Genomic DNA, 26,836 nt, shown 5'->3' with positions numbered 1-26,836 from the left:
TCATCGGCCGATCACGGCGGGCGCGCCTCCCTCGTCGGTGCCCCAGACGTCCTCTTCCTCCTGTACCCACGCGTCGCGGGTGCGGTCGCCGCTCTGGGTCTGCTGCCCGCCGGGGGCGGCGCCGCCCATAGGCGCGAACGGAGAGGCGCCGGTCGTGGTGGCGGTCCGGGGAGCGGACACCCGGACGTCGTTCTCCTCCTGCACGCCCCGCGGGCTTCCCGCACGTGGCCGTCCGCCGCGCGGGCCGGCGTTCGTCCGGCCGTCGTCGATGACGTTGCGGACCCGCTCGGAGGTGCCCGACCCGCCGCCGCCCCCGCCGCCGCCCATCCCGCCCATGGGACCGCCCATCCCGCCCATCGGTGTGCCCATCGGCCCGGCGGGACTGCCCGCGCCGGAGCCGGAGCCGGGCAGCGAACCGGTGTTGAGCGGTGTGCCGATGTCACCGAGGGCCCCGTGGGCTGGAGCGGGCCCGGAGGCACTGCCCGCGAACGACGGCTGGTACGGGGTGTGGTCGTACAGCTCCTCCTCGTACGAGCCCAGGGAGCCGTCGTGGGACGAGGGGCGGGAGACGCCGGGGAGCGAGGAGTGAGAACCGGGGCCGGCGGGCAGGGCCCCGTCGCCGTTCAGATGACCGCTGATCACGGTGCCGTCGGGTCGGGTGGTGATGCCGATGCCCGTGTCGGGGTCGATGGTGGTCGTCGTGCCGTCCGGGTAGTCAGTGACGATCCGGCCGTCGGCGCCGATGTGGGACACGCTGCCGTCGGAGTGCGGCAGACGGTCACCGATGTTGAGGGGGCCCGTCGTGGAGGTGCCGTCGGGGCGGGTCACGGTGGCGGTGTGGAGGTCCGGGTCGATGGTGACGGTGCTGCCGTCGGGGTGGTGGGTGACGATCCGGCCGTGGCCGTCGATGGTCGTCGCGCTGCCGTCGGACATCGTGAGGCCGTTGTCCGAGTAAACGGGGCCACCGGTCGGGTCGGGCATCAGCGAGGACAGGTCGCCGGGGTTCAGATGTCCGCCCGGCAGGTCGCCGGGGTTCAACTGCCCGCCCGGCAGGTCGCCGGGGTTCAACTGCCCGCCCGGCAGGCCGCCGGGATTCAGTTGTCCGCCGGTCAGGTCCACGGAGCCGGGCCGGTCCAGGCCGGGAAGTTGCCGGGCGCCGGCGCTCTCGTGTGCCGCCCGGGCCTGTTCGATGGCGGCCTCCTGGCGGGCCTGCGCCTCGTTCTGGCGGGCCTGCGCCTCGGCGCGCTGCTCGGCCTCGCGCTTCTCCTGCTCGGTGAGGAGTTGCTCCTGCCGCAGCTCCTGCTCGGTCTGGAGTCGTCCCTGCTCCTCCTGCCGCTCCCGCTGAGCGGCCTCGGCCTTCGCCTGGGCCTCTTCCTGCTTGGCTTCCTGCTCGCGCTGCTTCTCCTCGGCCTTCGCCTCCGCATCGGCCTGCTTGCGCTCCTGCTCGGCTTCCTTCTGCTCCGCCTTCTCCTGCGCCTCCGCCTGCCTGCGCTCGGCCTCGGCTTCCGCCTCCGCCTGCTTGGCCTCGGCTTCCCGCTCCTTCTCCTCGGCCTTCGCCGCGGCCTGGGCCTCCTTCTGCTCCTGCTCCTTGCGGGCCCGTTCCTGGTCGGTGCGGGCCTGGTTGAACTGGGTGGCCTGGACCTGCTCCTGGCGCTGTTGGGCCTCTTCCTGCTTGCGCTGGGCCTCTTCCTGCTTGGCTTCCTGCTCGCGCTGCTTCTCCTCGGCCTTGGCCTCCGCCTCGGCCTGCTTGCGCTCCTGCTCGGCTTCCTTCTGCTCCGCCTTGGCCTCCGCCTCGGCCTGCCTGCGCTCGGCCTCGGCCTCCTTCTCGCCGGCTTTCGCCTCCGCCTCGGCTTCCTTGCGTTCCTGCTCCGCCTTGGCCTGGGCCTCCTTCTCGCCCGCCTCCTGCTCCTTGCGCCCCTGTTCGGCCTTGGCTTCCTGTTCCTTGCGTTCCTGCTCCGCCTTCGCTTCGGCTTCCTTGCGTTCCTGCTCGGCCCGGAGCGCGGCTTCCTTCTCCTCGGCCTCCTTCTCCTTGCGTTCCTGTTCCGCCTTGGCCTTGGCCTCCTTCTCGTCGGCCTCCTTCTCCCGGCGCTCCTGCTCCTTCTTGGCCTCTTCCTCCCGGCGCTTGGCCTCCGCCTCCGCCTTGGCGGCCTGCTCCTTCTGCCAGGCCATGAACTCTTCCTGCTTGCGCGCGGCGTCCGCCGCGGCCTTCGCGGCGTCCGCCTCCTTCTTCTCGTTCTTGTCCTCGGTGTAGGAGCTGGTGAGGTCGCTCCCACCGCGGGTGCGGACGGATCCGAGGTCGAAGTTCTTGGTGCTCCAGCTGTTGTGGACCTGGCGGATCGCCTCGTTGGCGGGCACCTCCAGGCTCTCGATGACGGACGCCTGCCAGTTCTGGACGGCCCGCTCCCCCACCTTCTTCCAGGTGGTGAGGTCGTCGAGCTGCCCGAAGTTGTCACCCATTCCGAACCGGGTGGCGGTCTGGTCGAAGCCCGACGTGGCGTGGTACGTCGTGGTGGCTCCGTACCGGTTGGCATGCACCTTGTAGGTGATCATCTTGATGTTGCGTTCCCACACGTGGTTGGTGATCTCCACGAGCAGGTCGTGCAGCCACCGCAGCGGGTTGCCCTCCATGTACTCCCAACGGACCCAACTGCGCTGGAGGGTGGATACGGCGTTGCGGAAGTCCGTCTTGGCCTGCCGGAGTTCATCGCCCTGCTTGGAGCCCGTCGCGCCGGAGGGGCGCATGTCCTTGGCGTAACCGTCGTACTGCTTGCCGAGGGTGTGGACGAGGTTCCAGAAGACCCCGGCCGCCTGGCCGCGCCAGGCCTCGTTCTGCTCGACGCCGATCCGGCGCTCCCACTCCTCCACCGCGTCACGGCGGTCGACGAAGAACTGGGCGGCCCGGTCGAACGCCGAAGCCGCGGTGTCGAAGGAGGTGAGGGTGACCGCCTGGTCGTTGGGAACGTTCTTGCCGTTCCAGTGGAAGCCGTGTGTGCCGTCCTCGTCGTTCAGCAGGGCCTCCAGGGCCCGCCCCGTCCCATAGCTGTACTGGGTGAGGGGCTGGGTGGTCCAGACGGCGGCGTCGCCCGTCAGGCCGAGGTGGTTGTCGTACTGGCTCTTGAACTCCCCGCCCTCGACGACACCACCGGCCGGCGGGCCGTCGCTTCCCTTGTTGCCGAGCAGGGTGATCCTGGCCTTGTACATGGAGACCTGGTCGCCGCTGGACGGGTTGTCGCCGCCGGTGAGGTAGAAGGGGATGACGAAGTCGGTGTTCTCGATCCGCCAGCCCGCGTTCTCCACACGCCAGTTGAAGTCGTTCGGGTCGGCGTAGTCGACGTGGGCCTGCTTGCTGATCTCCACCTTCATCTGCGGGATGCCCGCGTTGCCGGCGAGTTCGTCGAAGAGCGTGTGGCGCAGCGGCGCGTCGTAGCCGGTGAAGAGCTTGACGGCCTGGTGCCAGGCATCGTTGTCCGAGGTCAGCGGCTTGATGTTCTCTTCACGCACGGTCGGGCTCCGGGGACTCGGGCGGACGGGAGGCGGGGCGGGGCAGGTCCGGTTCCTGCTAGTCGTCGTCCTCGTCACGGCCGCCGAGGGACCCGTCGACGTCGGAGAAGATGTCGAGGAACTTGTCCCCGTCGATCTTGGCCAGATTGTCGCCCTGGGTCTTGAGGAGGGTGTCGATACTGGTGCGCAGATTGTCGTCGATGTCGTCGAAGAGGAGTTTCTGGTCCTCCAGGACGGTGGTGACGGAGCCGATGAGTTCCTCCACCGCCTCCTTGATGTGTTGGCCGTTGGTGGCGCCGTCCTTGGTCATTCCCCCGATGGTGAGGGGAAGTTCGGCACCGGGCAGCGCCCAGTCGCCGTGGGCCCCCTTGGACAGGAGGGCGTCCAGCGCCGGCACAACCACACCGCCCGGGCCCACGCCGTCGCCCATGATCTTCTTGATCTCGGCGATGAAGTTCGCGATGTCGTTGTTGAGGAAGTTCTCCAGCCAGGCCTTGTCCAGGTTGACCGGGGTGTTCTCCGCCATGTCCCGCTCCTGATCCCGCTCCGGAATCCCGCTCTTGCTCCTGCCGACGCTCCGACCGGCACTGCCGACCCGCACGCCGACCCGCATGCCGGCTCGTACGCCGACCCGCACGCCGCGCCTTCGGCCGGCTTGGCCTCCGGGTCGCGGGGAGCGCTCTCGGCGCGCCCCGCGGACCGGTGGGCCCGTGCCGGCTTCAAGGTTTCGGGGGCCGGGTCAGCGGCCGATGCGCACGTCTCCCCACATCTGGGTGAGGGACTTCTCGCTGTACTGGTAGTTGTCGGAGACGTCGGTCAGCAGTCGGGAGTGGTTCGCCAGAAGGTTCTTCATCGCCTCGACAGCGTTGTCCCACGCCTGCTGCTTGCTGTTGTAGACCTGACGGTCCTCGCCTTCCCAGGTCTGCTTGAGCTCCTGGAGCTCGGCTTCCAGGTTGGCCAGAACACTGGCGATCGCCTTGGTCTGGTTGACCATGTCGTCCGCCGCGTTCGACATGTGCCGGTAGTCGACGTAGATGTGACCGTCGGTGAAGTCGCTCATCGTGGGGCCTCGTCTCACAACTGGAGGGGACGGGAGGGGAGTCGGTCCGTGCGGTACCGGGCCCACCGGGATGCGGTCCGGTCCGCGAAGTTGGCTTGATCAGCCACTGAGCGTGTCGAACACCGACTGCGACTGGTTGTAGGCGGTGGTGATGCTCTCGTTGTTGGACCCCTGGGTGAGTCCCTGGGTGCGCAGCGTCTCGTTCAGGGTGTCGACCATGTCCCGTACGTTGCGCGAGATGATCTCCGCCTGGTCGTCCCACAGCTTGAGCAGGTCCTGGAACGCCTTGCCGTCGGAGCCCTTGAGGCCGGAGGACAGGTTGAACTTCATGTTCTCCACGTCCTGTCGGCAGTTCTGCACGCCGGTGAACGCCTGCTCCAGTGCCATGATGCCGTTCCGGGTGGCCTGTTCCTGTGACTGCTGGAAGCCTGCCATGTGCCGCACCTCCTGGTGGTTGTCACCGCCGAGTCCCGCAGTGACGCCGGGTACGGCGTCCGCGGACAGCCTTCGTCAGCCGACGAGATATTCAACCGGGCTGACAAGAACCTCAGTTGTCGTCTGCTGCAACATGGCCGCACCCTGGATTCTCAGTGATGCCATGTCAAGAATCCAGCTTCGTAGGCCATGGACCCTGCATTTCGCGTCAACTACACGGACAGGACGTCTGGTTCTCGCGGACGGTTCTCCGACGCGTTCCTCACGGCCGCTTCTCGGTATCGGATACGGCGGCCCCCGTCGGGCAGGGCGTCGCGGTGGTGGCCCCTCGACCGGTCGCGGCGGCCCGCGGGCTGAGGTCGGGTCCGGTCGGGAGCATCGCCAGCAGTGGCGAGGGCAGCCCCCGGGCCTGACCGCCCGCGTAGCCGAGGGCGGTGAGCGTGTCCGTCCCGACGACCCGGTACTTCGTTCCGCCGTCGGTCACCAGGTAGAGCGTGGAGCCGAGTTCGCCGCCGCCGGCGCCCAGCGCGCGCACCAGGGCGCCGCCGCCCGGCCGGACCGTGATCCGCTCGACGGGCGTACAGGCCGGGGTCAGACCGTCCGGGGCGGGCTGCGCCGCCGGACCGAGGCCGGCCGGCGGGGAGAGCGCGACGCTCACCCGGCTGCCGGCGCCGCCCGACTCGATCCGGGCACACGCCGTCGAGCCGGTCTCGGGGACGATCGCCCGGGGCGGCGCCTCGGGCAGATCGGTGGCGGCGCCCCCGGCCGGCAGGGGGGCGGCATGTCCGTCCAGGGCGTCGGCTCCCAGCTCGGCGGCGGCCGGGGCGGCGCCCGCGTACGCCGTGAGGCGGGTCCGCGGATCGCCCAGGACCAGGGCCGCGCCGGTCGCGGTGAGCGGGGCCAGGCCGTCCTGACGCAGCAGGTAGTAGCGGGCGGTCGCCCCGGGCACCGTGATCCGGAAGACCTGGCCGACGCGGGTCCCGCGTCCGCCGAGCCGCGGACCGTCCGTACCGCGGCCGGTCACCTCCGGCGGGGTCAGGTCGGGCCCCTCGGGCAGGGCGTTGAGGAAGGCCGCCGAGACCCGTGTGCGGGGGCGGGCGTCGTAACCCAGCGCCCGCGCGGCCTTGACCTCGTCGCCCAGGCGCAGCCGGCTGCCGCGCCACACCAGGTACTCCGCCCGGTCGGGCCCGACCACCAACAGCGCCTCGTCGTCGCCCAGTCCACGACCGCCGGCGGGCGCGCCGATGGCCAGGACGGTGGTGGCGGGGCCGCCCGGGGTCCCGGAGCACACCTGCCAGGGCGTGGTGTCCAGGCGGTCGGCGGCGGGCAGCGTGTCCGGTGCGCCGGGGATGCCGGCGGGTGCGCCGCGCGGGGTGTCGGCGAGGGAGCGGCTCCCGACCGAGGTGACCTTGAGGTCGGCTCCGGCGAGCAGTCGCGCGGAGGTGTAGTTGCGCACGGGCCGGAGCCTGCCGTCCAGGTAGAGGTAGCGCGAGCCGGTCTCCTTGGCGACGACGAGGGTGCCCGGCTGCCGCCAGGAGTCCTTGGTTCCGGGTTTGAACAGGCCGAACACGAACGCGCCGGCCGACAGCAGTACGGCGATGACCACGCCGATGGCGATGCCGCGGTTGGTGCGTCCCTGTGGGCTCTCCGGGGCGTCCGGGTCGCTGCGGAGCATGGCGGAGGTGAGACGGCCCATGACGAACATGTGGGCCTGGACCTGGTCGCGTTTCGACTGCATCGTGCCGCTCCTCCCCCGGATCAGCCGTTGAGGGACCGAAGGGCCCCGTAGACGCCGAGCACCCACAGGACCAGCGGCAGCAGGGCGATGGCCGCCGCCGAGTGGAACAACTCCGCCGCGCGGCCCCAGTACGGCACGAGCCGGCGGCCGGGCACGGTCCAGGAGGTGATGGCGAGCACGGCGGCGCCGGCGAGCAGCGCCACCACGAGCAGGAGCCTGCCGGACGGCGTGTGGGAGGCGGCGGCCGTCCACACCAGCAGGACCGGCCCCCAGACGCCCGGCACCACCAGCGACAACCGCTGCCACACGTTGCCGAGTCCGCGGGAGTGCAGCAGGAGCAGCAGCGCGAGCACGGCCGAGGTGCACACTTCCGCGAGCCCGGTGTGCCGGGCGAGCACGGTGAGGCAGCCGGCGCAGACCAGTCCGACCGCCCCGTACAAGGAACTCATCCAGCCGTCGGCGAGCACCGAGCGCGCGGTGACCGTGGCCGTCGGGTGGGGTTCGATGCCCTCCTGGAGCTGCTGTGCGTTGGTGGGGAGCGGTGGCATGCGCAGGCCCGCCATGCGGAAGGAGAGCGAGGGCACGAACGCGCCGAGGAGGACGGCGAGGAGGGCCGTCACGGCGACCGCCTCCCCGAGCCGCAGTCCGGCGACGAGCATCACGGCGCCGGTGAGCGCGCCGAGGCCGGCGAGTACGGCCGGGGCCAGGAACAGCGCGGCGTACGCGGCGACCGCGGCCAGCGCCAGGACCGTTCCGCCCGCTCCGGCGACGGACGCGGCGAGCAGCCGGGCGGCCAGCCCCTCCTGGCCGTGCGGGCCGGTGACGGCCCCGCCGGGCAGGAGCCACCCGGCGAGCGCGAGGTAGGGGCCGGCCATCAGGCCCAGGGCGGCTCCGGCGCCGCCGTCACCGACGGCGCGGGCTGCCGCGGCGGCTCCGGCGAGGAGCAGCAGCGCCGCCACGGCGGCGCAGACGGCGCGGGTGTCGCCGGAGCCGCCGGGCAGGGCGAGCACCGCCAGGCCGGCGAGGAGCGCGGTGACCGCCGAGGCGCGCAGCAGCGCGCGGGCGGCGCCGGGGGTCCAGCCGTGGGGTTGCCGTTGGAGCGCCGTGGCGATGCCGTCCACCAGGTCGTCGAGGTGCACTTCGGGCAGGGCCTCGGTCCGCGGGCGCAGGTAGAGGGTCTCGCCGTCGCGCAGGTCGAGGGAGTCGAGGGTGCGCTCCTCGTCCAGCGGCTCGCCACCCAGGCGTTGGAGCACCCAGCCGCCGTGGTCGATGCCGGCTTCCGCCAGGTCGTCCCCGGCGTAGCCGAGGACGGCGGGCAGCAGGTCGGCGACGGGGACGTCGGCGGGGACGGCGAGGTCCACGGTGCGGGCGGGGGCGCGTACGGTCAGGCGACACAATCCGGCCACCTGGTTGTCACTCATCGGTCTGGCTCACGCCTCTCCGGGTTCGATCGGCAGGCCAACGGGCGCCGACAGCGCGCTGGTTGGGCCTTGGGCGGTCAGCACGAACGATCGTAGTATCACTCACCTGTCCGAGGTATTCGCCGTCTGCGCGTGTGGCGACGCCCGCGACCCTGGTGCGAGGAGTCCGTTCGGTGAGTGTGGTGCTGTTCCGAAGGCCGGCCCGCAGGCGTGGCCCGGAGATGCCGGACGGGGAACTGACCCTGCAGGAGCCTCCCGTGCTCCCGGAGGTGGTGCCCGATTCGTCGGCGGTGTGGACGTATCTGCCGATGGCGCTGATGTCGGTGTCGATGATGCTGATGTTCATCCGGCCAGGAGCGGCCGGTGGCGGCGGGTTCATCTATCTGGCACTGGGAATGATGGTGATCGCGTCGGCGGCCATGATGCTGGGACAGGTCATGCGCCGCAACAGCGAGCGCAAGCAGCGCGTCAAGGGCGAACGGCGCGACTACCTGCGCTACCTCACCCAGACGCGGCGCAAGGTGCGGGCCGCCGTCATCGACCAGCAGCGGGCCCTGGCCTGGCGGCATCCGGACCCGGCCGCGCTGTGGTCCCTGGTCGGCACCACGCGCCTGTGGGAACGGCGTCCGCAGGACGAGGACTTCGGCGAGGTGCGGGTGGCGGTGGGCGACCAGAAACTGGGGCTGCGACTGAATCCGATGGCGACCAGTCCGGTCGAGGACCTCGAACCGCTGGCCGCCCACGCGCTGCGCAGCTTCATCCGGGCGTACGCCACCGTGCCGGACCAGCCGATCGCGATCAACATGCGGGCCTGGGCGCGGGTGTTGTTCCGGGGCGACGAGGTGTCGATTCGCGCTCTCGCGCGTGCGCTCGTCGCGCAGTTGGCCGCGTTCCACTCCCCCGACGACCTGTGGATCGCGCTGTGCGTGTCCGATGAACGGCGCGCGGAGTGGGAGTGGGCGAAGTGGCTTCCGCACCATCTGCATCCGCAGGAGACCGACGGGGCGGGCCCGGCGCGGATGACCGGTTCGGCGCTCGGCGAGCTGGAGGACCTGCTGGGCCCGGAGTTCCTGGAACGTCCGCCGTTCGACCCGGAGTCGATGCCCGGCCGGGAGGAACCGTTCACGGTGATCGTGGTGGACGGCGGCACGGTCCCCGGCGGGCACCGGCTGGACGGGCCCGGGCTGCGCAACACGGTGGTCCTCGACCTGACCGGGGCACTGAGCTGGAGGCCGGGCCGGGTGACACTGCGCTTCGAGGTGGCCGACGGTGACTTCCGGCTGGTGCGCACGGACCGTGACCGCAAGGAGCAGGTGGCGCCCCTGGGCCGCCCCGACGCCTTCGGCACGCGGGGCGCCACCGCGCTGGCCAGACGGCTGGCGCCGTACCGGATGGGCATCGGCACGGACAGCGCCGAACCTCTGTCGACCGACGTGGAGTTGACCACCCTGCTGGGCATCTCGGACCTGTACGGGCACGCGCCGGACACGCTGTGGCGGCGCGGAACGGGGCCGAGCCGGCTGCGGGTGCCGATCGGGGTGGGCGCGGACGGGGTGCCGGTCGAGCTGGACATCAAGGAGTCCGCGCAGGGCGGCACCGGTCCGCACGGCATGCTGATCGGCGCGACCGGCTCCGGCAAGAGCGAGCTGCTGCGCACCCTGGTGCTGGCATTGGCGCTGACCAACTCCTCCGAGACGCTCAACTTCGTTCTGGTGGACTTCAAGGGTGGCGCGACCTTCCTCGGTCTGGACGAACTGCCCCACACCTCGGCGGTGATCACCAACCTGGCCGACGAGGCCGCGCTCGTCTCGCGCATGCAGGACGCCCTGCACGGTGAGCTGATCCGCCGCCAGGAGCTGCTGCGGTCCGCCGGGAACTACACCTCGGCGTTGGAGTACGAGAAGGCGCGGGCCGCCGGGACCCCGCTGGCCCCGTTGCCGAGCCTGTTCGTGATCGTCGACGAGTTCAGTGAACTGTTGGCGGCGCACCGGGAGTTCATGGAGCTGTTCGTGATGATCGGCCGGCTGGGCCGCAGCCTCGGCGTGCACCTCTTGCTGGCCTCGCAGCGCCTGGACGAGGGCCGGATGCACCAGTTGGAGAGCCATCTGTCGTACCGGATCGGGCTGCGCACCTTCTCGGCCATGGAGAGCCGCGGGGTACTGGGGGTACCGGACGCCTACGAGCTGCCGTCGGCTCCGGGCGGCGGCTTCCTCAAGTCCGGGGTCGACGCGCTGACCCGGTTCCGGGCGGCGTACGTGTCCGGGCCCTACCGGCACCGGCGGGGCGGAGCGAGCCAGGCGCGCGCCGCCGGCCAGACCGTGCCGTGGAGCACGGGGTACGTGGTGCCGCGCACGGTGCCCGACCTGCCGGCGCCCGAGCCCGAGGCGGAGGAGGGCGGCGACTCGCTGCTGTCCGTGGCCGTGGAGCGGCTCCTCGGGGCGGGCCCGCCGGCGCACGAGGTGTGGTTGCCGCCGCTGGACCTGCCGGCGACGCTCGACCAGATCCTGCCGCCGCTGACGCCCGACCCGGAGCGTGGCCTGACCACGGTGGACGCGCCGGACCGGGGGCGGCTGAAGGTGCCGATCGGCATCGTGGACCGGCCCTTCGACCAGTTGCGCGACCTGTTGACCGTGGACCTGTCCGGGGTCGGTGGGCACATCGCCGTCGCCGGCGGCCCGCAGAGCGGCAAGAGCACCATGGTGCGCACCATCCTGGCGTCCCTCGCCCTCACCCATACACCGCGCGAAGTGCAGTTCTACTGCCTGGACTTCGGCGGCGGCACCCTGTCGGGGCTGGCCGGGCTGCCGCACATGGGCGGTGTCGCGGCGCGCATGGACGGCGAGCGGGTGGGTCGGACGATCGCGGAGGTGACCGCGCTGCTGGCGGCGCGGGAGAAGTTCTTCCTGGAGCACGGCATCGACTCCATGGCCACCTTCCGGCGCCGCCGGGCCGCCGGCGAGTTCCCCGCGGAGGACCACGGCGACGTGTTCCTGGTCATCGACGGCTGGTCCACGGTGCGGCAGGACTACGACCGCCACATCCCGACCTTCGGTGCCATCGCCGCGCGCGGTCTCAACTACGGCGTGCACCTCATCGTGACCACGGCGCGTTGGGTGGAGCTGCCGTCGGCGGTGCGGGACCAGGCGGGCACCCATCTGGAGCTGCGGATGGGCGACGCCATGGACTCCGAGATCGACATCCGGCGGGCCGCGACCGTGCCCCGGGTTCCCGGCCGGGGCCTGACCCGGGAGGGCAAGCTGCACTATCTGACCGCCCTGCCCCGCATCGACGCCGGCGAGCGGACCGACGACCTGACGGAGGGCGTGGCCGGTCTGGTGGCGGCGGTCCGGGAGAGCTGGAGCGGCCCGCCGGCCCCGCAGGTACGGATGCTGCCGACCGAGCTGCCCGTGGCCGAGCTGCCGGCCCCCGAGGGGGACTTCCGGGTTCCGCTCGGCCTGGAGGAGGATGAACTGGCCACCGTGTGGCACGACTTCAGCGAGAGTCCGCACATGATCGCGGTCGGGGACACCGAGAGCGGCAAGACCAACCTGCTCCGGCTCGCGGCACGGGCCATCATGGACCGGTACACGCCGGCCGAGGCCAGGATCATGGTGGTGGACTACCGGCGCGAGCTGGTCGAGGCCGTCCCGGACACCTACCGGCTCGGGCACGCGGTCTCCATCGACGCGCTGAAGGACCTGGTGGACGGCGCGGCGCGCGCGGTGCGGACCCGGGTGCCGGGACCCGACATCGCCCCGGCCCGGATGCGGCTCGCCGACTGGTGGACCGGTCCCCGGCTGTTCATCCTCGTGGACGACTACGACATGGTGGGCAGCAACCCCGCACACCCGCCGTTCGAGCCGCTGCTGCCGCACCTGTCGCTGGGTTGGGAGGTCGGACTGCACCTGATCGTGGCCCGCTCCGCGAGCGGCGCCGGGCGCGGCATGGGCGACGCGCTGATGCGCCGCCTCCAAGAGGTCAACACGCCCTCCCTGCTGTTCTCCTGCCCGCCGTCCGAGGGGTACGTCCTCGGCAACACCAAGGGCCGGCTGCTGCCGCCCGGACGCGCCACCCGCATCGCCCGGCGCCGCACGGTGCAGGTCCAGACGGCGTTCCTGGGGGACCCGGAATCCTGAGGGGGACCCGCCCGGCGGTCAGTCCCGGTCCGGGCCGGGCGAGGGCTCCGGGTCCCGGCCCGGGGGGCGCCACCCGCGGGCCCGGCCCCGGGGGACCACCACCGCGGCGGCGGCCACCAGGAGCACCAGGCCGCCGCCCGCCGCGGCGACGACGAGGGCCCGCTGCCGGGGTGCGGCGGGCGCCGGGTCCGGGACCCGGGCGGGCTCGGGGCTCGGGCCCGGGGCGGCGCGGCCGGTCGGCACGGCCGTCAGGGCGGCGTACGGGTCCAGCCTCGGGGTGGTGTCCGGATAGCCGGACATGATGAGCCGATCGCGCACCTGGTCCGCCGTCAGCTCGGGGTGGCGCGAGCGGACCAGGGCCGCGGCCCCGGCCACGTGCGCCGCGGCGAGCGAGGAACCCGAACCGAGGTAGTGGCCCGCGCCCCGCGGTCCGGGGCCGACCACCGTGTCCCCCGGCGCCGCCAGGTCGGCGCCCACCGCCGTCGGCGCGCGCTCCGGACGCCCGCCGCCGGGACCGTAGTCCATGACGGACAGGGCGTGCGGGGCCGCCGCCGGCCAGTACCAGGGCTGCGCCGCGGGGCTCGCGCCGCCGGGCTCGGGGGGCAGGTCGGGCGCGAAGGGGGCGACGACCAGGGCGTCCTTTCGTGCCGCGTACGCGACCGCGTCCGTGAGCACGCCCGCTCCCGTCGCCAGCGCGGAGGCGACGTACACCACCCCGGCGCCCTCGTCGGCGGCGGTCCGGATGGCGCCGGCCAGTGACTCCGGTGTGGCGACGCCGCGTTCGTCGGTGCCGCGTACCGCCAGGAGGCGCGCCGCGGGCGCCACGCCGACCGTGCCCACGCCGGGCAGAGGCGCCCCGGCGATCAGCCCTGCGGCGAAACTGCCGTGGCCCACGCAGTCCTGGTCCGCGGGGCCGATGTGACGGACCCGGCCGGCGAGCGCCGGAATCCCGGCGCCCACGCCGGTGTCGACCACCGCGACGGTCACCCCCGAGCCCTCGGAGAGGCGCCGGGCGCGGGCCAGGCCGAGCGCCCGCACCGGCCAGGGTTCCACCTCGGCGACCTGCGCGGAAGCCGCCGCGCAGGGTTCGTCCGCCGCCAGCGAGGAACGGACCAGGGGCAGGGCGATGGGGTCGGAGGCCGCCACCGCGGGCGCCGGCCACGCCGCGGAGAGCATCACCGCGGCCAGTGCCGCCGCCGAGGCCGGTGCACGGGAAAGCGCGTGTCTCATGGCGCGCATCCTAGTGCTGTGGCCGGGAGGGTTTGCCGGGTCGCGGTGTCCGGTGCGGTGCATCGCAAGGCGGAGGACCGCCTCTCGTACTGGACGTACTCGGGCGGTCCGACAACGCGGCGAGGTGCCGTGCCGGGCGCCGTGACACGGTGAACCTTCCCGGCCACAGCACCAGGCGGTGTCCCGAGCCGCGCAACGCATCGGCCGACAGGGCGGATTCGGCCCGCATCCCGCAATCGCGGCGTGAACTGGCCTGCTCCACCTGGTAGATCACCGTCCCCCTCACGTAGCCTGCAAGCGGTGCGTCGCGTCGTCCCCACAGGGGGCGCAGACGGCGTCGGAGCGAGGAGGACCAGCGTGTCACGGCAGTTGCTCACCGTCAGCCCGGAGGAGCCGCAGGGGTTCCGGACCATCGGTGAGGCCTTGGCACAGGCCCGTACCGGAGCGGTGATCCGGGTACGGCCCGGCCGGTACCCGGAGAACCTGACGGTCCGCAACCGGGTCACGATCGTCGCCGACGGCGAGCGCGGAAGTGTCGAGATCTGCCCGCGCCGCGGCAGCGCCGTCTCCCTGATCGCCGACGCCGTGATGCTGACCGACCTCACGCTGCGCGGCGGCACGGAGGACGTGCCGGTGGTGGACGCGGTGCGCGGTCAGGTCGCCATGGACGGCTGTACCGTCGTCGGCTCCGGGTGGACGGCCCTGCTGGCCCGCGAGTCCGGGTCGCTGGCCGTGCGGGACTCTCGGATCAGCAACCCGGTCGGGGCGGGCGTGGTCGACACCGTGCCCACGGGGACGGTGGTCGCCGGCTGCGTCATCGAGAACCTGGGCACCTCGGGCGTGGTCATCGGTGAGCAGGGCCGCACCACGGTCCGCGACTGCCGGATCCGTGACGCCCGGGGCAACGGGGTGCTCGCCAACGGCGAGGCGCGGGGAGTGGTGGAGGACTGCGAGATCACCGGCACGGAGAAGCCGGCCCTGGCCCTGGAGGGAAGCAGCGCCACCCGCGTGGTGCGCACGCGGATCCACGGCGCGGCCGTGGGGGTCTACGTGACCAGCGACTCCCGGCCGGTGCTGGAGGAGGTCACCGTCACCGACATCGACGGCCCCGGCATCGTGGTGGCCTCGGGCGCCGCCCCGGAGCTGGTGCGCTGTCGCACCTCGCGGACCAAGGGGAACGGTCTGGCCGTCACCGAGCGGTCCCGGGGCGTGTTCCGGGAGTGCGAGTTCGACACGGCCGGCGGCCCTGCCGTCCGGGTCATAGGTGCCGGCGCGCCCTCGTTGACCGACACCACCGTGCGGGACTGCGCCGACCCGCTGGGCGCCGTGGTGCTGGACGAGAACTCGGCGGCCGAGTTCGACCGTCTGCACGTCGTGGACGCCGCCAGCACCGGAATCCTGATCCGCGGGGGCGCCAACCCGCTGCTGCGTCACGCCCGCGTGACCTCCGCGGGGGGCCACGGCGTGGAGGTCGTGGACGAGGGGCGCGGCCGGCTGGAGCTCTGCGAGATCGACGGCGCGGGGGCGTGCGGTGTACGGATCGCCGCCGGCGGCAATCCCCATCTGCGGGACACCGCCGTCCGCGCCTCGGCGGACACAGGCGTACGGGTCGGCGCGGACGGGCTGGGCACCGTACGGGACTGCCGTGTGCACGGCTCCGGCGCGTCCGGCGTCGGAGTGGACATGGGCGGGGAGCTGTCGCTCCTGCGTACCGAGATCACCGACTCGGGAGCCCATGGGGTGTTGGCCTCCGACGGCGCCCGGCTCGCGTTGGACGCCTGCCTGGTCAGCGGCAGCCTCGGCGACGGCATCCGGGTGGACAGTGCCGAGCCGATCACCGCGACGGGCTGCGCGGTGCGGGACAACCGGGGCGCCGGCCTGAAGCAGACCCGGGCCGGCGATCGGCTCACCGTGGAGAACCTGACCAGCGCGGGCAACGGCACGGCCGACGCGTGGGGCGCCGAGGCGGCCGGGGTCGGGGAGTCGCGGGGGCCGTCCCGTGTCGCTCCGCGCGGTCCGCAGGAGGAGCTGGAATCGCTGATCGGCCTCGCGGACGTGAAGCACCAGGTCAAGACGCTGGTGAACCTGAACCAGCTCGCGCAGCGCCGGTCCCGGCTCGGCATGCCGATGCCGCCGATGAGCCGCCACCTGGTGTTCTCCGGGCCGCCCGGAACGGGCAAGACCACCGTGGCCCGGTTGTACGGCGGCATCCTCACCGAGTTGGGGGTGCTGCGTTCCGGCCATCTGGTCGAGGTGTCGCGGGCCGATCTGGTCGCCCAGGTCATCGGCGGTACGGCGATCAAGACGACGGAGGCGTTCAGGGAGGCCCTCGGCGGGGTGCTGTTCCTGGACGAGGCGTACACGCTGTTGTCCGACGGCAAGGGCGGCGGCGCCGACTTCGGCCGGGAGGCCATCGACACCCTGCTCAAGCTCATGGAGGACCATCGCGACGAGGTCGTGGTCATCGCGGCCGGCTATACCGACGAGATGGCCGCCTTCCTGGACTCCAACCCGGGGCTGGCGTCCCGTTTCACCCGCACCATCGACTTCGCGAACTATTCGGTGGAGGAGCTGGTCACCATCACCGAGCGGATGTGCGAGGCCCACCACTACGCGCTGGACCCGCGCACCCTGGACGCCCTGGCCGGCCACTACGGCCGGATGGAGCGGGGCGCCGCCTTCGGCAACGGCCGGGCGGCACGCCGGGTGTTCGAGGAGATGGTGGATCGACAGGCCTTCCGACTGGGCTCGATGGCCGATCCCGCGGAGAGCGACCTGTCGCTGCTGCTGCCCGAGGACGTGGCCGTCGAGCAGGGGGGCGCCGCACGGGACGCCGACAGCTCCGAGGAGCTGCTCACCCGTCTGGAGGGCATGATCGGCCTGTCCGCGGTGAAGCGGGCGGTGACCGATCAGGTGCATCTGCTCGCCGCCGCCCGGCAGCGGCGGGCCGCCGGGCTTCCCGCCCCCAGGATCAGCCAACACCTGGTGTTCTCCGGCCCGCCCGGTACCGGCAAGACGACGGTGGCCCGGCTGTACGCGGGCATCCTGCACTCCCTCGGGGTGCTGCCCAAGGGCCAGTTGGTGGAGGTGGCACGCACCGATCTCGTCGGCAGGTACGTCGGCCACACCGCGCAGTTGACCAAGGAGGTCTTCGAACGGGCCCTGGGCGGCGTGCTGTTCATCGACGAGGCGTACACGTTGACCCCGGAGGGTTCACCGTCGGACTTCGGGCGGGAGGCGGTGGAGACGCTGCTCAAGCTGATGGAGGACCACCGCGACGAGGTGGTGGTCATCGCCGCCGGATACACCGCCGAGATGCGCCGCTTCCTGGACTCCAACCCGGGCCTGACCTCGCGTTTCACCCGCACGGTCGAGTTCGGGGACTACACGGTGGAGGAGCTGGTGGGGATCATCACCGCGCAGGCCGCCGACTCGGGGTACGACTGCCCGCCGCCGACGGTGGAGGCGCTGCGCGCGTACGTGGCGGCGCTGCCGCGCGACCGGTCGTTCGGCAACGCCCGTACGGGACGCATCCTGGTCGAGGAGATGATGACGCAACAGGCCCGCCGGCTCGGTGCGTTCACGGCTCCGGGCCTGGACGATCTGCGGCTGCTCCTGCCGGAGGACCTGCCGGGCTCCCGGCCCACGCCGGTGTGACGCGACGCGGCCGGGCGCCGTGCGCCCCGGGCCCGATCGGGTGTCAGTCCCGGACGAGGAGGACGACGAACCCCACGACGACGCCCAGCACCAGACCGAGGACCGAGTACCGGGGCCTGGATTCGCTCAGCACGGGCAGGAAGCGGTCCACGGAGAAGCGACCCGGCCCGGTGAGGGTGAGGGCGACGATCGCGGCCAGCAGGGCCAGTTCGAGCTCCACGCCCCTGGGGGCGAAGAAGCTGTTCACACCGCGTACGGCGAGGATGTTGACGAAGGTGCCGATCAGGACCGCTCCGGCGAGCGGGGTGAGAAAACCGAGGGCGAGGCCGAGGCCGCCCAGGGTCTCGGAGAGACCGGCGATGACGGCCATGGCCTCGCCGGCGGGATAGCCGCTCATCGTGAAGCCCTTGCCGGTGGCGGTGAGACCGGGACCACCGAACCAACCGAAGAGCTTCTGCGTGCCGTGGCCGGCCATGGTGAGGCCGACGGTGAGCCGCAGGACCAGCAGGCCGACGTCGTGGGTGGCGGTGCCGGTGGGAGCCGGGAGGGTGCGAGGGTTCGCGTATTCCCGTCGTTCGTAGGCCATGAACGTCCGTTCTTCCGTCTCCGGCGAGTGGCTGCCACCCTATGCCGCCCGTCCGGAATGTCCTGGTAGTGACGTCGCCGCTGTCGCCCGAAAGCCACGGCGGCGCGGCGTCCCCTCCCCCGGTCCCCGTGCAGATCACCCCGGGCGTCCCGGTCACCCCCGCCCGAGGACGCCGCTCGACCGCGGGTCCGCCGGGGCCCGCTCCCAGTCCATCCGGCACCAGGGAAGTTCGAGGTCGCCCTGCGTCGTGACCGGCCGGGGCGCCAGGGAGTCGATGGCGACGGCTTCCCGGTGGCGGGCGTACACCGTGTCCACGTAGCGGTGGCCGGTGTCGGCCGCGATGAAGAGGACCGTACGCCGCGGGGAGCGCGCCCGTTCCCAGCGGGCGGCGAGGTAGGCCGCCCCGGAGGACAGCCCGGCGAACACCGCGTGTCTGCGCAGCAGGTCGACGCTGCCGGCCAGGGCGGCGTCGAAGGACACCCAGTGGAGCGTGTCGTAGGACGTGTGGCCGACGTTCCCGAAGGGGATGGAGCTGCCGATCCCCGCGATGATGATCTCGGGGTCGCTCACGTGAGCGGCGCCGAAGGTGACGCTGCCGAAGGGCTGGACGCCGACGAGTTCGACGCCGGGCGAGTCCTCGCGCAGATAGCGGGCGAGAGCGCCCGTGGAGGCGCCGGATCCGACGCCTCCGACGACGGTGAGCTCGTCCGTGCCGGTGGATTCCCGGATCAGGCCGGCCACGGCGCGGTAGCCCAGGTAGTGGATGTCGTCGTGGTACTGCCGCATCCAGTGGTATTCGGGGTGCTCGGCGAGGATCTCGTGGACGCGCTCGACCCGGCGCTTCTGGTCCAGTTTGAGGTCGTCGCAGGGCTCCATCCGCTCCAACGTCGCCCCGAGCACGGCGAGCTGGGTGCTCAGCGTGTGGTCGACCGTCGTGGAACCGACGATGTGGCAGCGCATCCCGTGGCGGTGGCAGGCCAGCGCGAGGGCGTGGGCGTAGATGCCGCTGGAGCTGTCCACCAGGGTGTCCCCGCGCCGCACCGCGCCGGTGTCGAGCAGATGGCGCACCGCGGCGAGCGCCGAGACGACCTTCATCGTCTCAAAGCGGAGACAGACGAGCCGGTCGTCGAGGCGTATCAGGTCGGGTCGGCCGATCGACTCGGCGATGTGCTGGTCCACTGCGGAACTCCTCGGTCGCGGGGGTGGTGGTGAAGGTGGAGAAGACGCGGGTGGCGGGGATCGCGCGGTGTTCCAGGGCCCGTACGCAGCTTCTGATCCGGCGCCGGAGGTCGGGGGCGGCCGGGTCGAAGAGCACGCCGGCGACGGAGCCGCTGTGCGCGATCTGGACGCCCGCGGCCCCGAAGCGCGCGGCGACTTCGGTGAGGCCGTCGAACTCGGGGTGGCGCAGGACCTCCTGCCCGCGCCGGGCGCTGGCGGTCGCGACCTCCCCCAGCAGGGCGACATCGCCCGTGGCCACGGCCTGCCGCAGCATGACGCGCAGCCGTTCACAGGCGCGCACGTCTGCGTCGTCGTGCGCGCGGACCGGCAGGGAGAGCGTGTCCACGGGTGCGCCCGCGCCCAGGGAACAGCCCACGACGACCACGGGTGGCAGGGCGCGGCCGAGTACTTCCAGCACCCGGCCCTGGCGCTGGGCGAAGAGCACGGGGCGGCCGTCGAGCATCAACGGATCGCAGGCCAGCTCCGCCCGGACGGCCAGCCGGGCGATCGTCTCGGGCGGCAGGCGCGTTCCGTAGGAGTCCGCGACCGCCCGCACCACGGCGACGACATCGCTGCTGGAGCTGCCCATGCCGAGGCCGACCGGGATGTCGCCGGTGATCCGCAACTCCCCGCCGCACGGGGGCTCCGGGTGCCCCGGCGCGCACTCGGCCACGGCGAGGGCCGCCGCGCGGGCCGCTTTGGTGCGGTCGGCCGGCAGGACGGTGAGCCGGTGCGGCGGCGTACCCGGGCGGCGGGTGAACTCGGCGCGGCTGCCCGGACCGGGCAACGGCAGGGTGACCAGGCCGGCGCGGTGTCGTCCGGTGTCGTCGAGGAAGACGCCTTGGAGTATCTCGCCGTGGTGGCCGGGGGCGTGCCCGGTGCCGGTACGGCCGGGGTCGGGACGCCGCCCGGCGCCGGACGTGCCGCGGCGGGGTGCGGGGGTCATGCGCCGGCCTCGGCACGGTAGCGGTACAGGACGGTGGGGTCGGCGCTGAACTGGGAGAAGGGGAAGGGTTCGGCGGACAGGGCGGTGACCCCGCGGCCCAGGAAGGCGCGGGCCACGGCGCCGCCGCTCTGCGCGTACACGACGAGGGGGACGCCCCGGGTGCGGCAGCGGTCCAGGATGGTGTCGAACGATCCGTTGCCCAGGGTCATTCCGGTGGCGACGACGACGTCGGCGCGGTCCAGTACCTCGTGCATGTCGGCGGTGACGGGATCGCCCCATCGGGTGGCCTTGAGGTTGAGGTCGCAGGGCAGCGGGTCGCCGCCGCGTTCGCGGATCGCCGCGACCAGCGGGTCGACCACGCCGATGAGGCCGACCTTGGCGCCCTCCTCGATGTCGAGCAGTCCGGCGATCGCCGCGTCGCGGGCCCGCGCCCGGACTTCGGGGGTGCCGGCGGGCAGGACGACCCGTTCGGCGCTCGCGCCCCGTCGGGTGTCCGCGCCCCGTCGGGTGTCCGCACCGGCGTCGCCCGCGTCCGCCGCCTCGCGGTGCGGGCGCCGCTCGGCGAGGTAGGCGTCGAGGGCGGCGATCCTCAGCGGGCGTGGGCCCTCGCGCAGCAGGGCGTCGAGCGCGGCGCCCGAGGAGTCGCGGCAGACCGACGGGTCGATCTCACCGGCCTCGAAGGCGCAGGCGCCGAAGGAGCCGCCGAGGCGCACCAGGACGTACTGGTTGAGGTAGGTGGTGTCGCCGCCGGCAAGCCGGGTGCCGTGGTGGATCCAGAAGACGCTGGTCGCCACGAGGTCGGAGGGCAGCGGGCCGTGTTCACCGTTCAGTACGGCCTCGACGAGGGCGTGGACGGTCGGTGCGGGCGCGATGGTCGTCGGGGTGGTCATGGGGTTCCTTGTCACGGGGTGGGTCGGGGTACGGGGTCGGTTCGGGGTGCGGGCTCGGTTCGGGGTACGGGGTCGGTTCGGGGTGCGGCGGGGAGGGGGCCGTGGTGGACGAGCATGGGACGGCCCAGCCGGTCGGTGGTCAGCTCGGCGTCGACCTCGAAGGTCTCGGCGAGGTTCTCGGGGGTGAGGACCTCGGTGGGGCTGCCGGAGGCGACCAGGTGCCCGGAGCGCATGAGCACCAGGCGGTCGCAGTGGCGGGCGGCCAACGAGAGGTCGTGCAGGGCGACCAGGACGGTCTGGTCGGTGCGGGACAACAGCTCCATCAGCTCCAACCGGTGTTTCACGTCCAGGTGGTTGGTGGGCTCGTCGAGGAGCAGCGCGTACGGCTGCTGGGCGAGCGCGCGGGCGATGTGGGCGCGTTGTCGTTCGCCGCCGGACAGGGACTTCCAGGAGCGTGCGGCGAGCGCGCCGAGCCCGACGCGGTCCAGTGCGGCGGCGACGATCGCCCGGTCGGTGTCGCTCGGCCCGCGCCGGCGGTCCCGGAAGGGGGTCCGTCCCAGGCCCACGACGTCGGCGACGCGCAGGTCGGTGTCGAGTCCGCAGTCCTGCTCGACGAAGGCCAGCCGGCGCGCGATCCTACGGGCGCTCCAGTCCCTCACGGGCAGGCCGTCGTAACGGACCGTGCCGGCGTCGGGCACGCGCAGCCCTGCCAGGCAGCGCAGGAGAGAGGACTTGCCGGAGCCGTTGGGGCCGATCAGCGCGACGCTCTCGCCGGCGGCCACGTCCAGGTCGACCCCGCGTACGACGGGGGTGCCCGCCGCCGACCAGCTCAGTCCCTCGGCGGTGATCCTCACAGGTCACCCCTCCTGCGCAGGACGACGAGGAACAGCGGTACGCCGATCAGGGCGGTGATCACGCCCACCGGCACCTCCCGGGGAGCGAAGGCGACCCGGGCCAGAGCGTCGGTCCACACCAGGAACACCGCGCCCGCGAGCGCCGCGCAGGGGAGCAGCACCCGGTGCGACGGCCCGACGAGGAACCGCGCCCCGTGGGGCACGATCAGCCCCACGAAACCGATGGCGCCGACGGTGGCCACCGCGACCGAGGTCAGTACGGCCGTCACCACGAGCAGCAGCATCCGGGTGCGTCGTACGTCGATCCCCAGGGACGCGGCGGTGTCCGCGCCGAACGCGAGAGCGTCGAGGGCGTTGGCGCACAGCCACGCGGCGACCAGCCCCAGCGGTGTGACGATCGCGCAGACCACGACGGCGTCCCAGCGGGCGGGGGCCATCGAGCCCAGCAGCCAGTGGGTGAGGGCGCGCGTGGTGTCGGCGTCCGCCGAGGACATCAGGACCAGCGAGGTCAGAGCGGTGAAGAGCTGTCCGACGACCACACCCGTCAAGACGATGCGGACCGAGTCCAGCCCCGTTCGACGCAGCAGCGCCGTCAGCAGGGCGAAGGACAGGAGCGCCCCGGCGAGGGCGCCGCCGGTGACCCCCAGGGCCCCGGCGCCGGCCAGGGGCAGGACGACCACGACCACGGCTCCGGTCGACGCGCCGGAGGACACGCCGATCAGGTACGGGTCGGCGAGCGTGTTGCGGGTGACGGCCTGGAGGACGGTGCCGCACACGGCGAGGGAGGCGCCGACGAGCGCGGCCATCAGGATCCGCGGCAGTCGCAGGTCCCAGACGAGCGAGTCGGTCAGCGGCGGCAGCGGCTCGTTGCCCAGGCCGAGGTGCGTGCCCAGGACGCGGGCGAGGTCGCCCCACCCCACGGGGGCGGTACCGATGCGCAGGCCCGCCGCCACGGAGGCGGCCAGTACGAGGACGGCGGCGAGTACCGACCACGCCCGGGCCGGGGAGGTCCGGCCCCCCGGTACCGGGGGGCGTGACCCGTTCGTCCCCCCACCCGGGGGCGTCGTCCCGGGGGTGGGTGCCGTGAACCGCACATCGCGTGCCGTCGGGTGCAGCAGGTCCGGCGGACCCGGGCGGCCGGCGAGGTCAGTGGGCATGCCCGAGCTCCTTCATCCCCTCGGCCAGCAGGCCCAGCGCGTGCACGGAGCGCACGGAGGGGTCGAGCTCGATGCCGGGCACCACGATGATCTTGTTGTCGCGTACCGCCGGCAGCTTCGACACCAGGGGGTCGGCGGCCATCGCGGCACGCTTCTCGGCGGCGCTGTCACCGGGGCGCCCGCGCTCGGACAGGTCGCCTATGACGATGAAGTCCGGTGCGCGCTTGGCGACTTCCTCCCAGGAGACCTCCGGCCAGTCCTCGTTGACGTCGTCGAAGGCGTTCCTCGCGCCGACGATCCGGCTCATCTCGCCGGGCAGGCCGGTCTTCCCGGCGACGTACGGCATTCCGTTGAAGACGGAGTAGAGGTAGACGACGGAGGGCGACTTCGCGTCGCGGACGGCGGCGGAGGCGTTCGCGCCGGCCTTGGCGACGGCGGCGCGCTGCCCCGCGACCAGCCTTCCGGCCCGCTCCTCGACTCCGAAGACCTTGCCCAGTTGCTCATAGTCGGAGAAGAGCAGTTCGAAGGGGCTCTTCCCCGCCTGGTGCGACTGGGGGCAGTCCACGGCGCTGACGAAGGTGGGCACATCGAGGGCGCCCAGCTCCTCGCGGGTTCCGGCGCGGTCGCCGGTGTACAGGTCGGCGGAGCCGGCCAGTACGAAGTCCGGTGCGGCGGAGCGCAGTTGTTCGCCGGTGGCGATCTTGGGGGCGATGACGGGAATCCCGGCGTACGCGTCCCGGTACCGATCGGGGATCTTCGTCTTCAGGTTGGCCGTCCCGGCCATCCGGTCCTGGAGGCCGAGTTCGAGCAGGGTCTCCGTCGAGGTCTGGTCCAGGGTGACGGCCCGCTTCGGGGGCGGGCCGAGGTCGAGTTCGCGCCCGCAGTTGGTGACCGTCGCTCCCCCGCCGGGCGATGCGGGGCCGTCGCCCGCGACCGCGGGGCCGCCGTCGGCGGTCGAGCAACCGCCGGTCGCGAGAACGAGGGTGAGGGTGGCCGCGGTCGCGAGCCGGGCGCGGTGGCGTTGACGCATGGAGTCTCCGATCCGAGAGAGGGCGTGGCTGTCGCCGTGCACTGCCGTGGTCGTCCACGGGGCAGGAGCACCACGTTCGAAGAGTACTGTAATGGTTATCGTTTTCATTAACACCCCCGGGGCGCCCTCGTGCGGCGCGACCGGGGCCTGCCGACCGATGAGGAGCACCGCACCGTGACGACCACACCCGCCCCGATGACCCCGAGGCCCGCCGCGCCGCCGCCCCGTTCCGTACTGCGCGACCCCGCCTTCCTGCGCCTGTGGGCCGGGACCACGGCATCCGGACTCGCCACCTGGGCGCTGCCCTTCGTGTTGGGGCTGGCGGTCCTGCACCGTGAACTCGGGGCGGCCGGCCTGGGCCTGGTCCTCGCCGCGCGCACGGCGGGGTTCCTCGGCGCCGTCGCCGTCGGAGGGGTACTGGCCGACCGTCACTCCCGCCGGGCGGTCGTGCTCTGGTCGGCTCTCGCGGCGGCGGTCGCGGCCCCGCTCCTCACCGTCGGCCTCGGCCGCTCACTCGTCCTGATGACCGTCGCCGCCGCCCTCGCGGGAGCCGGTCAGGGAGCCTGCCGCCCCGCCTTCCAGGCACTCACCGCCGAGGTCGTCGACGCTGATCGCCGGCAGCGGGCGAACGCCGCCATGTCCCTCTCGGTGCGGACCTCCACGCTGGCCGGGCCCACCCTGACCGCGCTGGTCGCGGCCTTCGTCGACGTACGGACGCTCCTGTCGGGGATCGGCCTGCTCTGGCTGGTCGCCGCCTTCGTGCCGGGCCGCGGAGCCGCTCCGGATCCGTCCACCGCGCGGACGCCGCGCGTGTCCTTCCGCGCGGAGTTCGTCGACGGCATACGCGAGGCCCGACGCCACCCCTGGTTCCTCGCCGGACTCGGAGCCCTGACCGCCGTCGTCGCACTGGGCTACTCCGCCACCAGCGTCGCCCTGCCCCTGATCAGCCGGGACCGCTGGGGCACCGAGTGGGTCCTCGCCGCGGCCATGACCGCCTACACGGTCGGCGCGCTCGGCGGCGCCCTGCTCACCACCCGGCGACGGCCCCGCTCCCCGGGCTGGACGGCGTTCGCCGGACTGGCCGCCTACGGCTTCGCGCCGCTGAGCCTGATGCTGCCGGCGCACCCGCTGGTGGTCATCGCCGCCTACGTGGTGGCGGGTATCGGAATCGAGCTGTTCAACGTGCCCTGGTTCACGGCGGCCCAGCGCGAGGTCGCCCCCGACAAGCTGGCCCGCGTCTCCTCCCTGGACTTCCTCGTCTCCTACGGCCTGGCCCCGGTCGGCCTGGCCCTGATCGCCCCGGCCATCGAGGTCTTCGGGGTCACACCGGTGCTCGCCGTCTGCGCCGCGGCCTGCTTCCTCGTGCCCGCCGCCGCGGCGCTGACACCCACGGCCCGCCATTTCGGGCGGCCGTCGACGGCCACCGACTGACCGAACGGCCCCCGCCGCCGTTCCCCCCGGACCCGCCACCACCCACATCGACGTCGGCTGCGCCTCGCGGCGATCCGCGTCGACCGTAGACGCCCAATCCCGGGCGATCGGTGCCAAATCGGCGCTGCGCACAGGCGATCGGACCGCCGTCGCACGGCCAACGGCGCTGCGACGGCGCGCCGGTGCGACCGTCGGATCGACGGGCGGCGAGCAGGTGCGGGGGGGTGCGGCGACACGGCGGACGCGGTCGTCAACCACCGCCGGTCGTCGTCGCGTCAGGTCGAGACCTCCCCGACAGGGCGGACCCGCCGCCCTGTCGGGGCGTGGCCCTTCAGTGGCGGCGTGCGCAGGTCCAGGCGCCCATGCCCTGCATCTTGGCGAGTCTTCTGGCCGTGGCGATCTGTTCCGCCTTCGTGGCGAGGTCGGCGCGTGGCGCGTATCTGCGACCTCCGGCCGCGTTCCAGCTCGATTGGGTGAACTGCAAACCGCCGTAATGGCCGTTGCCGGTGTTCGTCCGCCAGTTCCCACCGGATTCACACCGGGCGATGGCGTCCCAGTCGGGCTTCGGTTTGGAGTGGACCGCGGCGGCGTGAGCCCCGGAGGCATCCAGGAATGCCGCGGTCAAGACGACCGCGGAGGCCAGAAGTTGGCCGATCGCGCTCCGGCTTCGGAGGTTCTTCCGGTTGCTCGACATCAGTCCTCCTTCGCTGTTGGGGCGGACCTGCCGCGAACAGCGGGCGGGCCCGCGTACGACCGTCCTCGGGTCGTGGCCACAGCACAGCACAGACCGGCGCGCTTCCAGCGGCACTTGCGGTCGGCGAAAGAATGACGCCACCCGAACGGACGCTCCGGCTCCGTCGCGAGACCACCGTCGCGCAGAAACGTTCCTTCTCCCGAGGGCGGATCCTCGCGAGACGCGGCCGAGCCCCGACACCGGCTCCGCGCCGGCACCGCTCACACGGGCCGGGGCCGCCGCACCGGCGGCGCCCGGCATCAGCGCACGGTCGTGGGGCGCGTGCACCCCGGCAGCGCCGGTCGGTCCTTCGTCCGTACGGCGGGGAGCCAGGCCGTGGGGGGTGTGGAGCCGCGCGGCAGTCGGACGTGGAACCAGCGGGTGGACCGCCGGCTCGCCTCGTCGACGACGGACGACCCCTGGGACAACTGGCAGTCAGCGGCGAGGACATCGCCGTGCCACACCCGGGACGGCACGACGTTGTCCGCGGTGTACTGGCGCAGGGGATCGACCGCCAGGCCCAGGCCGCACCGCGGGTCCCGGTCGGCCCGCTCCTGGGCCGTCTCTTTCGGATCTTGCCTGACCCGCGCCGCCCGGCACCGCACCTCGCCGCGTTGTCGAGGCACCCGAGTACGTCCAGTACTCAGGAGCCTCTCCGCCTTGCGATGCACGGCACCGGACGACGCGGGCTCGACCGGCAAGATCCGAAAGAGACGGCCTAGGCCGTATCGTTTGGATCATCGCGCCGAGCCGGAGTCCGCTGCGGTGCCTGCGTCAGACGTTGCCGAACGGTTCTGGGTAGATGAATTCACC

The 26,836-nt window shown here is 72.9% G+C and carries 19 protein-coding genes; 3 read left to right on the top strand and 16 right to left on the bottom strand.

Annotated elements, in window-relative coordinates:
- The 6 genes from ACFYW3_RS23420 to eccD form a co-directional block, all read right to left on the bottom strand.
- Positions 1–3,501 (bottom strand): AAWKG family protein, encoded by a 3,501-nt coding sequence (locus ACFYW3_RS23420; protein WP_389387199.1) that lies wholly within the window; start codon positions 3,499–3,501, stop codon positions 1–3.
- Positions 3,502–3,559: 58 nt separating this feature from the next.
- Positions 3,560–4,027, bottom strand: coding sequence for a type VII secretion system-associated protein (locus ACFYW3_RS23415; protein WP_351761016.1), 468 nt, complete (start codon positions 4,025–4,027; stop codon positions 3,560–3,562).
- 213 nt (positions 4,028–4,240) lie between these two features.
- Positions 4,241–4,561, bottom strand: a complete 321-nt coding sequence (locus tag ACFYW3_RS23410; protein ID WP_351761013.1) for a WXG100 family type VII secretion target — start codon at positions 4,559–4,561, stop codon at positions 4,241–4,243.
- A 99-nt stretch (positions 4,562–4,660) separates the two neighbouring features.
- Positions 4,661–4,996 (bottom strand): hypothetical protein, encoded by a 336-nt coding sequence (locus tag ACFYW3_RS23405; RefSeq protein ID WP_150521410.1) that lies wholly within the window; start codon positions 4,994–4,996, stop codon positions 4,661–4,663.
- A 262-nt stretch (positions 4,997–5,258) separates the two neighbouring features.
- Entirely contained in the window at positions 5,259–6,734 is a 1,476-nt protein-coding gene (gene eccB / locus ACFYW3_RS23400) for a type VII secretion protein EccB (RefSeq protein WP_389387198.1), read from the bottom strand.
- A gap of 20 nt (positions 6,735–6,754) precedes the next feature.
- Positions 6,755–8,155: a type VII secretion integral membrane protein EccD gene (eccD, locus tag ACFYW3_RS23395; protein ID WP_389387197.1), complete on the bottom strand. Its 1,401-nt coding sequence runs from the start codon at positions 8,153–8,155 to the stop codon at positions 6,755–6,757.
- Positions 8,156–8,334: 179 nt separating this feature from the next.
- Between eccD and eccCa the strand changes: the two genes are divergently transcribed.
- A complete protein-coding gene (eccCa, locus tag ACFYW3_RS23390) occupies positions 8,335–12,291 on the top strand; it encodes a type VII secretion protein EccCa (RefSeq protein WP_389387317.1) in 3,957 nt (1,318 codons plus the stop codon).
- Positions 12,292–12,309: 18 nt separating this feature from the next.
- Here eccCa and ACFYW3_RS23385 read toward each other — a convergent pair whose 3' ends face one another.
- Positions 12,310–13,521: a S8 family serine peptidase gene (locus ACFYW3_RS23385; RefSeq protein WP_389387196.1), complete on the bottom strand. Its 1,212-nt coding sequence runs from the start codon at positions 13,519–13,521 to the stop codon at positions 12,310–12,312.
- 357 nt (positions 13,522–13,878) lie between these two features.
- On the opposite strand from ACFYW3_RS23385, the gene ACFYW3_RS23380 reads away from it, so the two are divergent.
- Complete coding sequence (locus ACFYW3_RS23380; protein WP_389387195.1) at positions 13,879–17,178, top strand: right-handed parallel beta-helix repeat-containing protein; 3,300 nt, start codon at positions 13,879–13,881, stop codon at positions 17,176–17,178.
- A 43-nt stretch (positions 17,179–17,221) separates the two neighbouring features.
- Here ACFYW3_RS23380 and ACFYW3_RS23375 read toward each other — a convergent pair whose 3' ends face one another.
- The 7 genes from ACFYW3_RS23375 to ACFYW3_RS23345 all read right to left on the bottom strand — a co-directional run bounded on the left by ACFYW3_RS23375 (position 17,222) and on the right by ACFYW3_RS23345 (position 23,859).
- The gene (locus ACFYW3_RS23375) at positions 17,222–17,764 is read right to left on the bottom strand and encodes a DoxX family protein (RefSeq protein WP_351759081.1); all 543 of its coding nucleotides are present in this window, start codon (positions 17,762–17,764) and stop codon (positions 17,222–17,224) included.
- 153 nt (positions 17,765–17,917) lie between these two features.
- Positions 17,918–18,943, bottom strand: coding sequence for a pyridoxal-phosphate dependent enzyme (locus tag ACFYW3_RS23370; protein WP_389387194.1), 1,026 nt, complete (start codon positions 18,941–18,943; stop codon positions 17,918–17,920).
- The gene (locus ACFYW3_RS23365; RefSeq protein WP_389387193.1) at positions 18,864–19,928 is read right to left on the bottom strand and encodes a GHMP kinase; all 1,065 of its coding nucleotides are present in this window, start codon (positions 19,926–19,928) and stop codon (positions 18,864–18,866) included. Before ACFYW3_RS23365 ends, ACFYW3_RS23370 begins: the two co-directional genes overlap by 80 nt.
- The gene (locus ACFYW3_RS23360; RefSeq protein ID WP_389387192.1) at positions 19,925–20,818 is read right to left on the bottom strand and encodes a Rossmann-like domain-containing protein; all 894 of its coding nucleotides are present in this window, start codon (positions 20,816–20,818) and stop codon (positions 19,925–19,927) included. Before ACFYW3_RS23360 ends, ACFYW3_RS23365 begins: the two co-directional genes overlap by 4 nt.
- A gap of 11 nt (positions 20,819–20,829) precedes the next feature.
- The gene (locus tag ACFYW3_RS23355) at positions 20,830–21,672 is read right to left on the bottom strand and encodes an ABC transporter ATP-binding protein (protein ID WP_389387191.1); all 843 of its coding nucleotides are present in this window, start codon (positions 21,670–21,672) and stop codon (positions 20,830–20,832) included.
- Positions 21,669–22,829, bottom strand: coding sequence for a FecCD family ABC transporter permease (locus tag ACFYW3_RS23350; RefSeq protein ID WP_389387190.1), 1,161 nt, complete (start codon positions 22,827–22,829; stop codon positions 21,669–21,671). Before ACFYW3_RS23350 ends, ACFYW3_RS23355 begins: the two co-directional genes overlap by 4 nt.
- Positions 22,819–23,859, bottom strand: a complete 1,041-nt coding sequence (locus ACFYW3_RS23345; RefSeq protein WP_389387189.1) for an ABC transporter substrate-binding protein — start codon at positions 23,857–23,859, stop codon at positions 22,819–22,821. The genes ACFYW3_RS23350 and ACFYW3_RS23345 overlap by 11 nt, the downstream gene beginning before the upstream one ends.
- A gap of 195 nt (positions 23,860–24,054) precedes the next feature.
- Here ACFYW3_RS23345 and ACFYW3_RS23340 point away from each other — a divergent pair, with 195 nt between their 5' ends.
- Positions 24,055–25,290 carry an MFS transporter gene (locus ACFYW3_RS23340; RefSeq protein ID WP_389387316.1) on the top strand — a complete coding sequence of 412 codons (1,236 nt, stop codon included), beginning with the start codon at positions 24,055–24,057 and terminating at the stop codon, positions 25,288–25,290.
- A 331-nt stretch (positions 25,291–25,621) separates the two neighbouring features.
- On the opposite strand, the gene ACFYW3_RS23335 is transcribed toward ACFYW3_RS23340, so the two are convergent.
- Positions 25,622–25,984, bottom strand: coding sequence for a transglycosylase family protein (locus tag ACFYW3_RS23335; RefSeq protein WP_351759100.1), 363 nt, complete (start codon positions 25,982–25,984; stop codon positions 25,622–25,624).
- A 299-nt stretch (positions 25,985–26,283) separates the two neighbouring features.
- A complete protein-coding gene (locus ACFYW3_RS23330) occupies positions 26,284–26,649 on the bottom strand; it encodes a hypothetical protein (RefSeq protein WP_389387188.1) in 366 nt (121 codons plus the stop codon).
- Positions 26,650–26,836: the final 187 nt, after the last annotated feature.

It is taken from the genome of Streptomyces sp. NPDC002602, assembly GCF_042889445.1.
GTDB lineage: Bacteria > Actinomycetota > Actinomycetes > Streptomycetales > Streptomycetaceae > Streptomyces.
The sequence above is the reverse complement of the archived record's forward strand: the minus strand, read 5'-3'. Positions and strand labels throughout refer to the sequence as shown.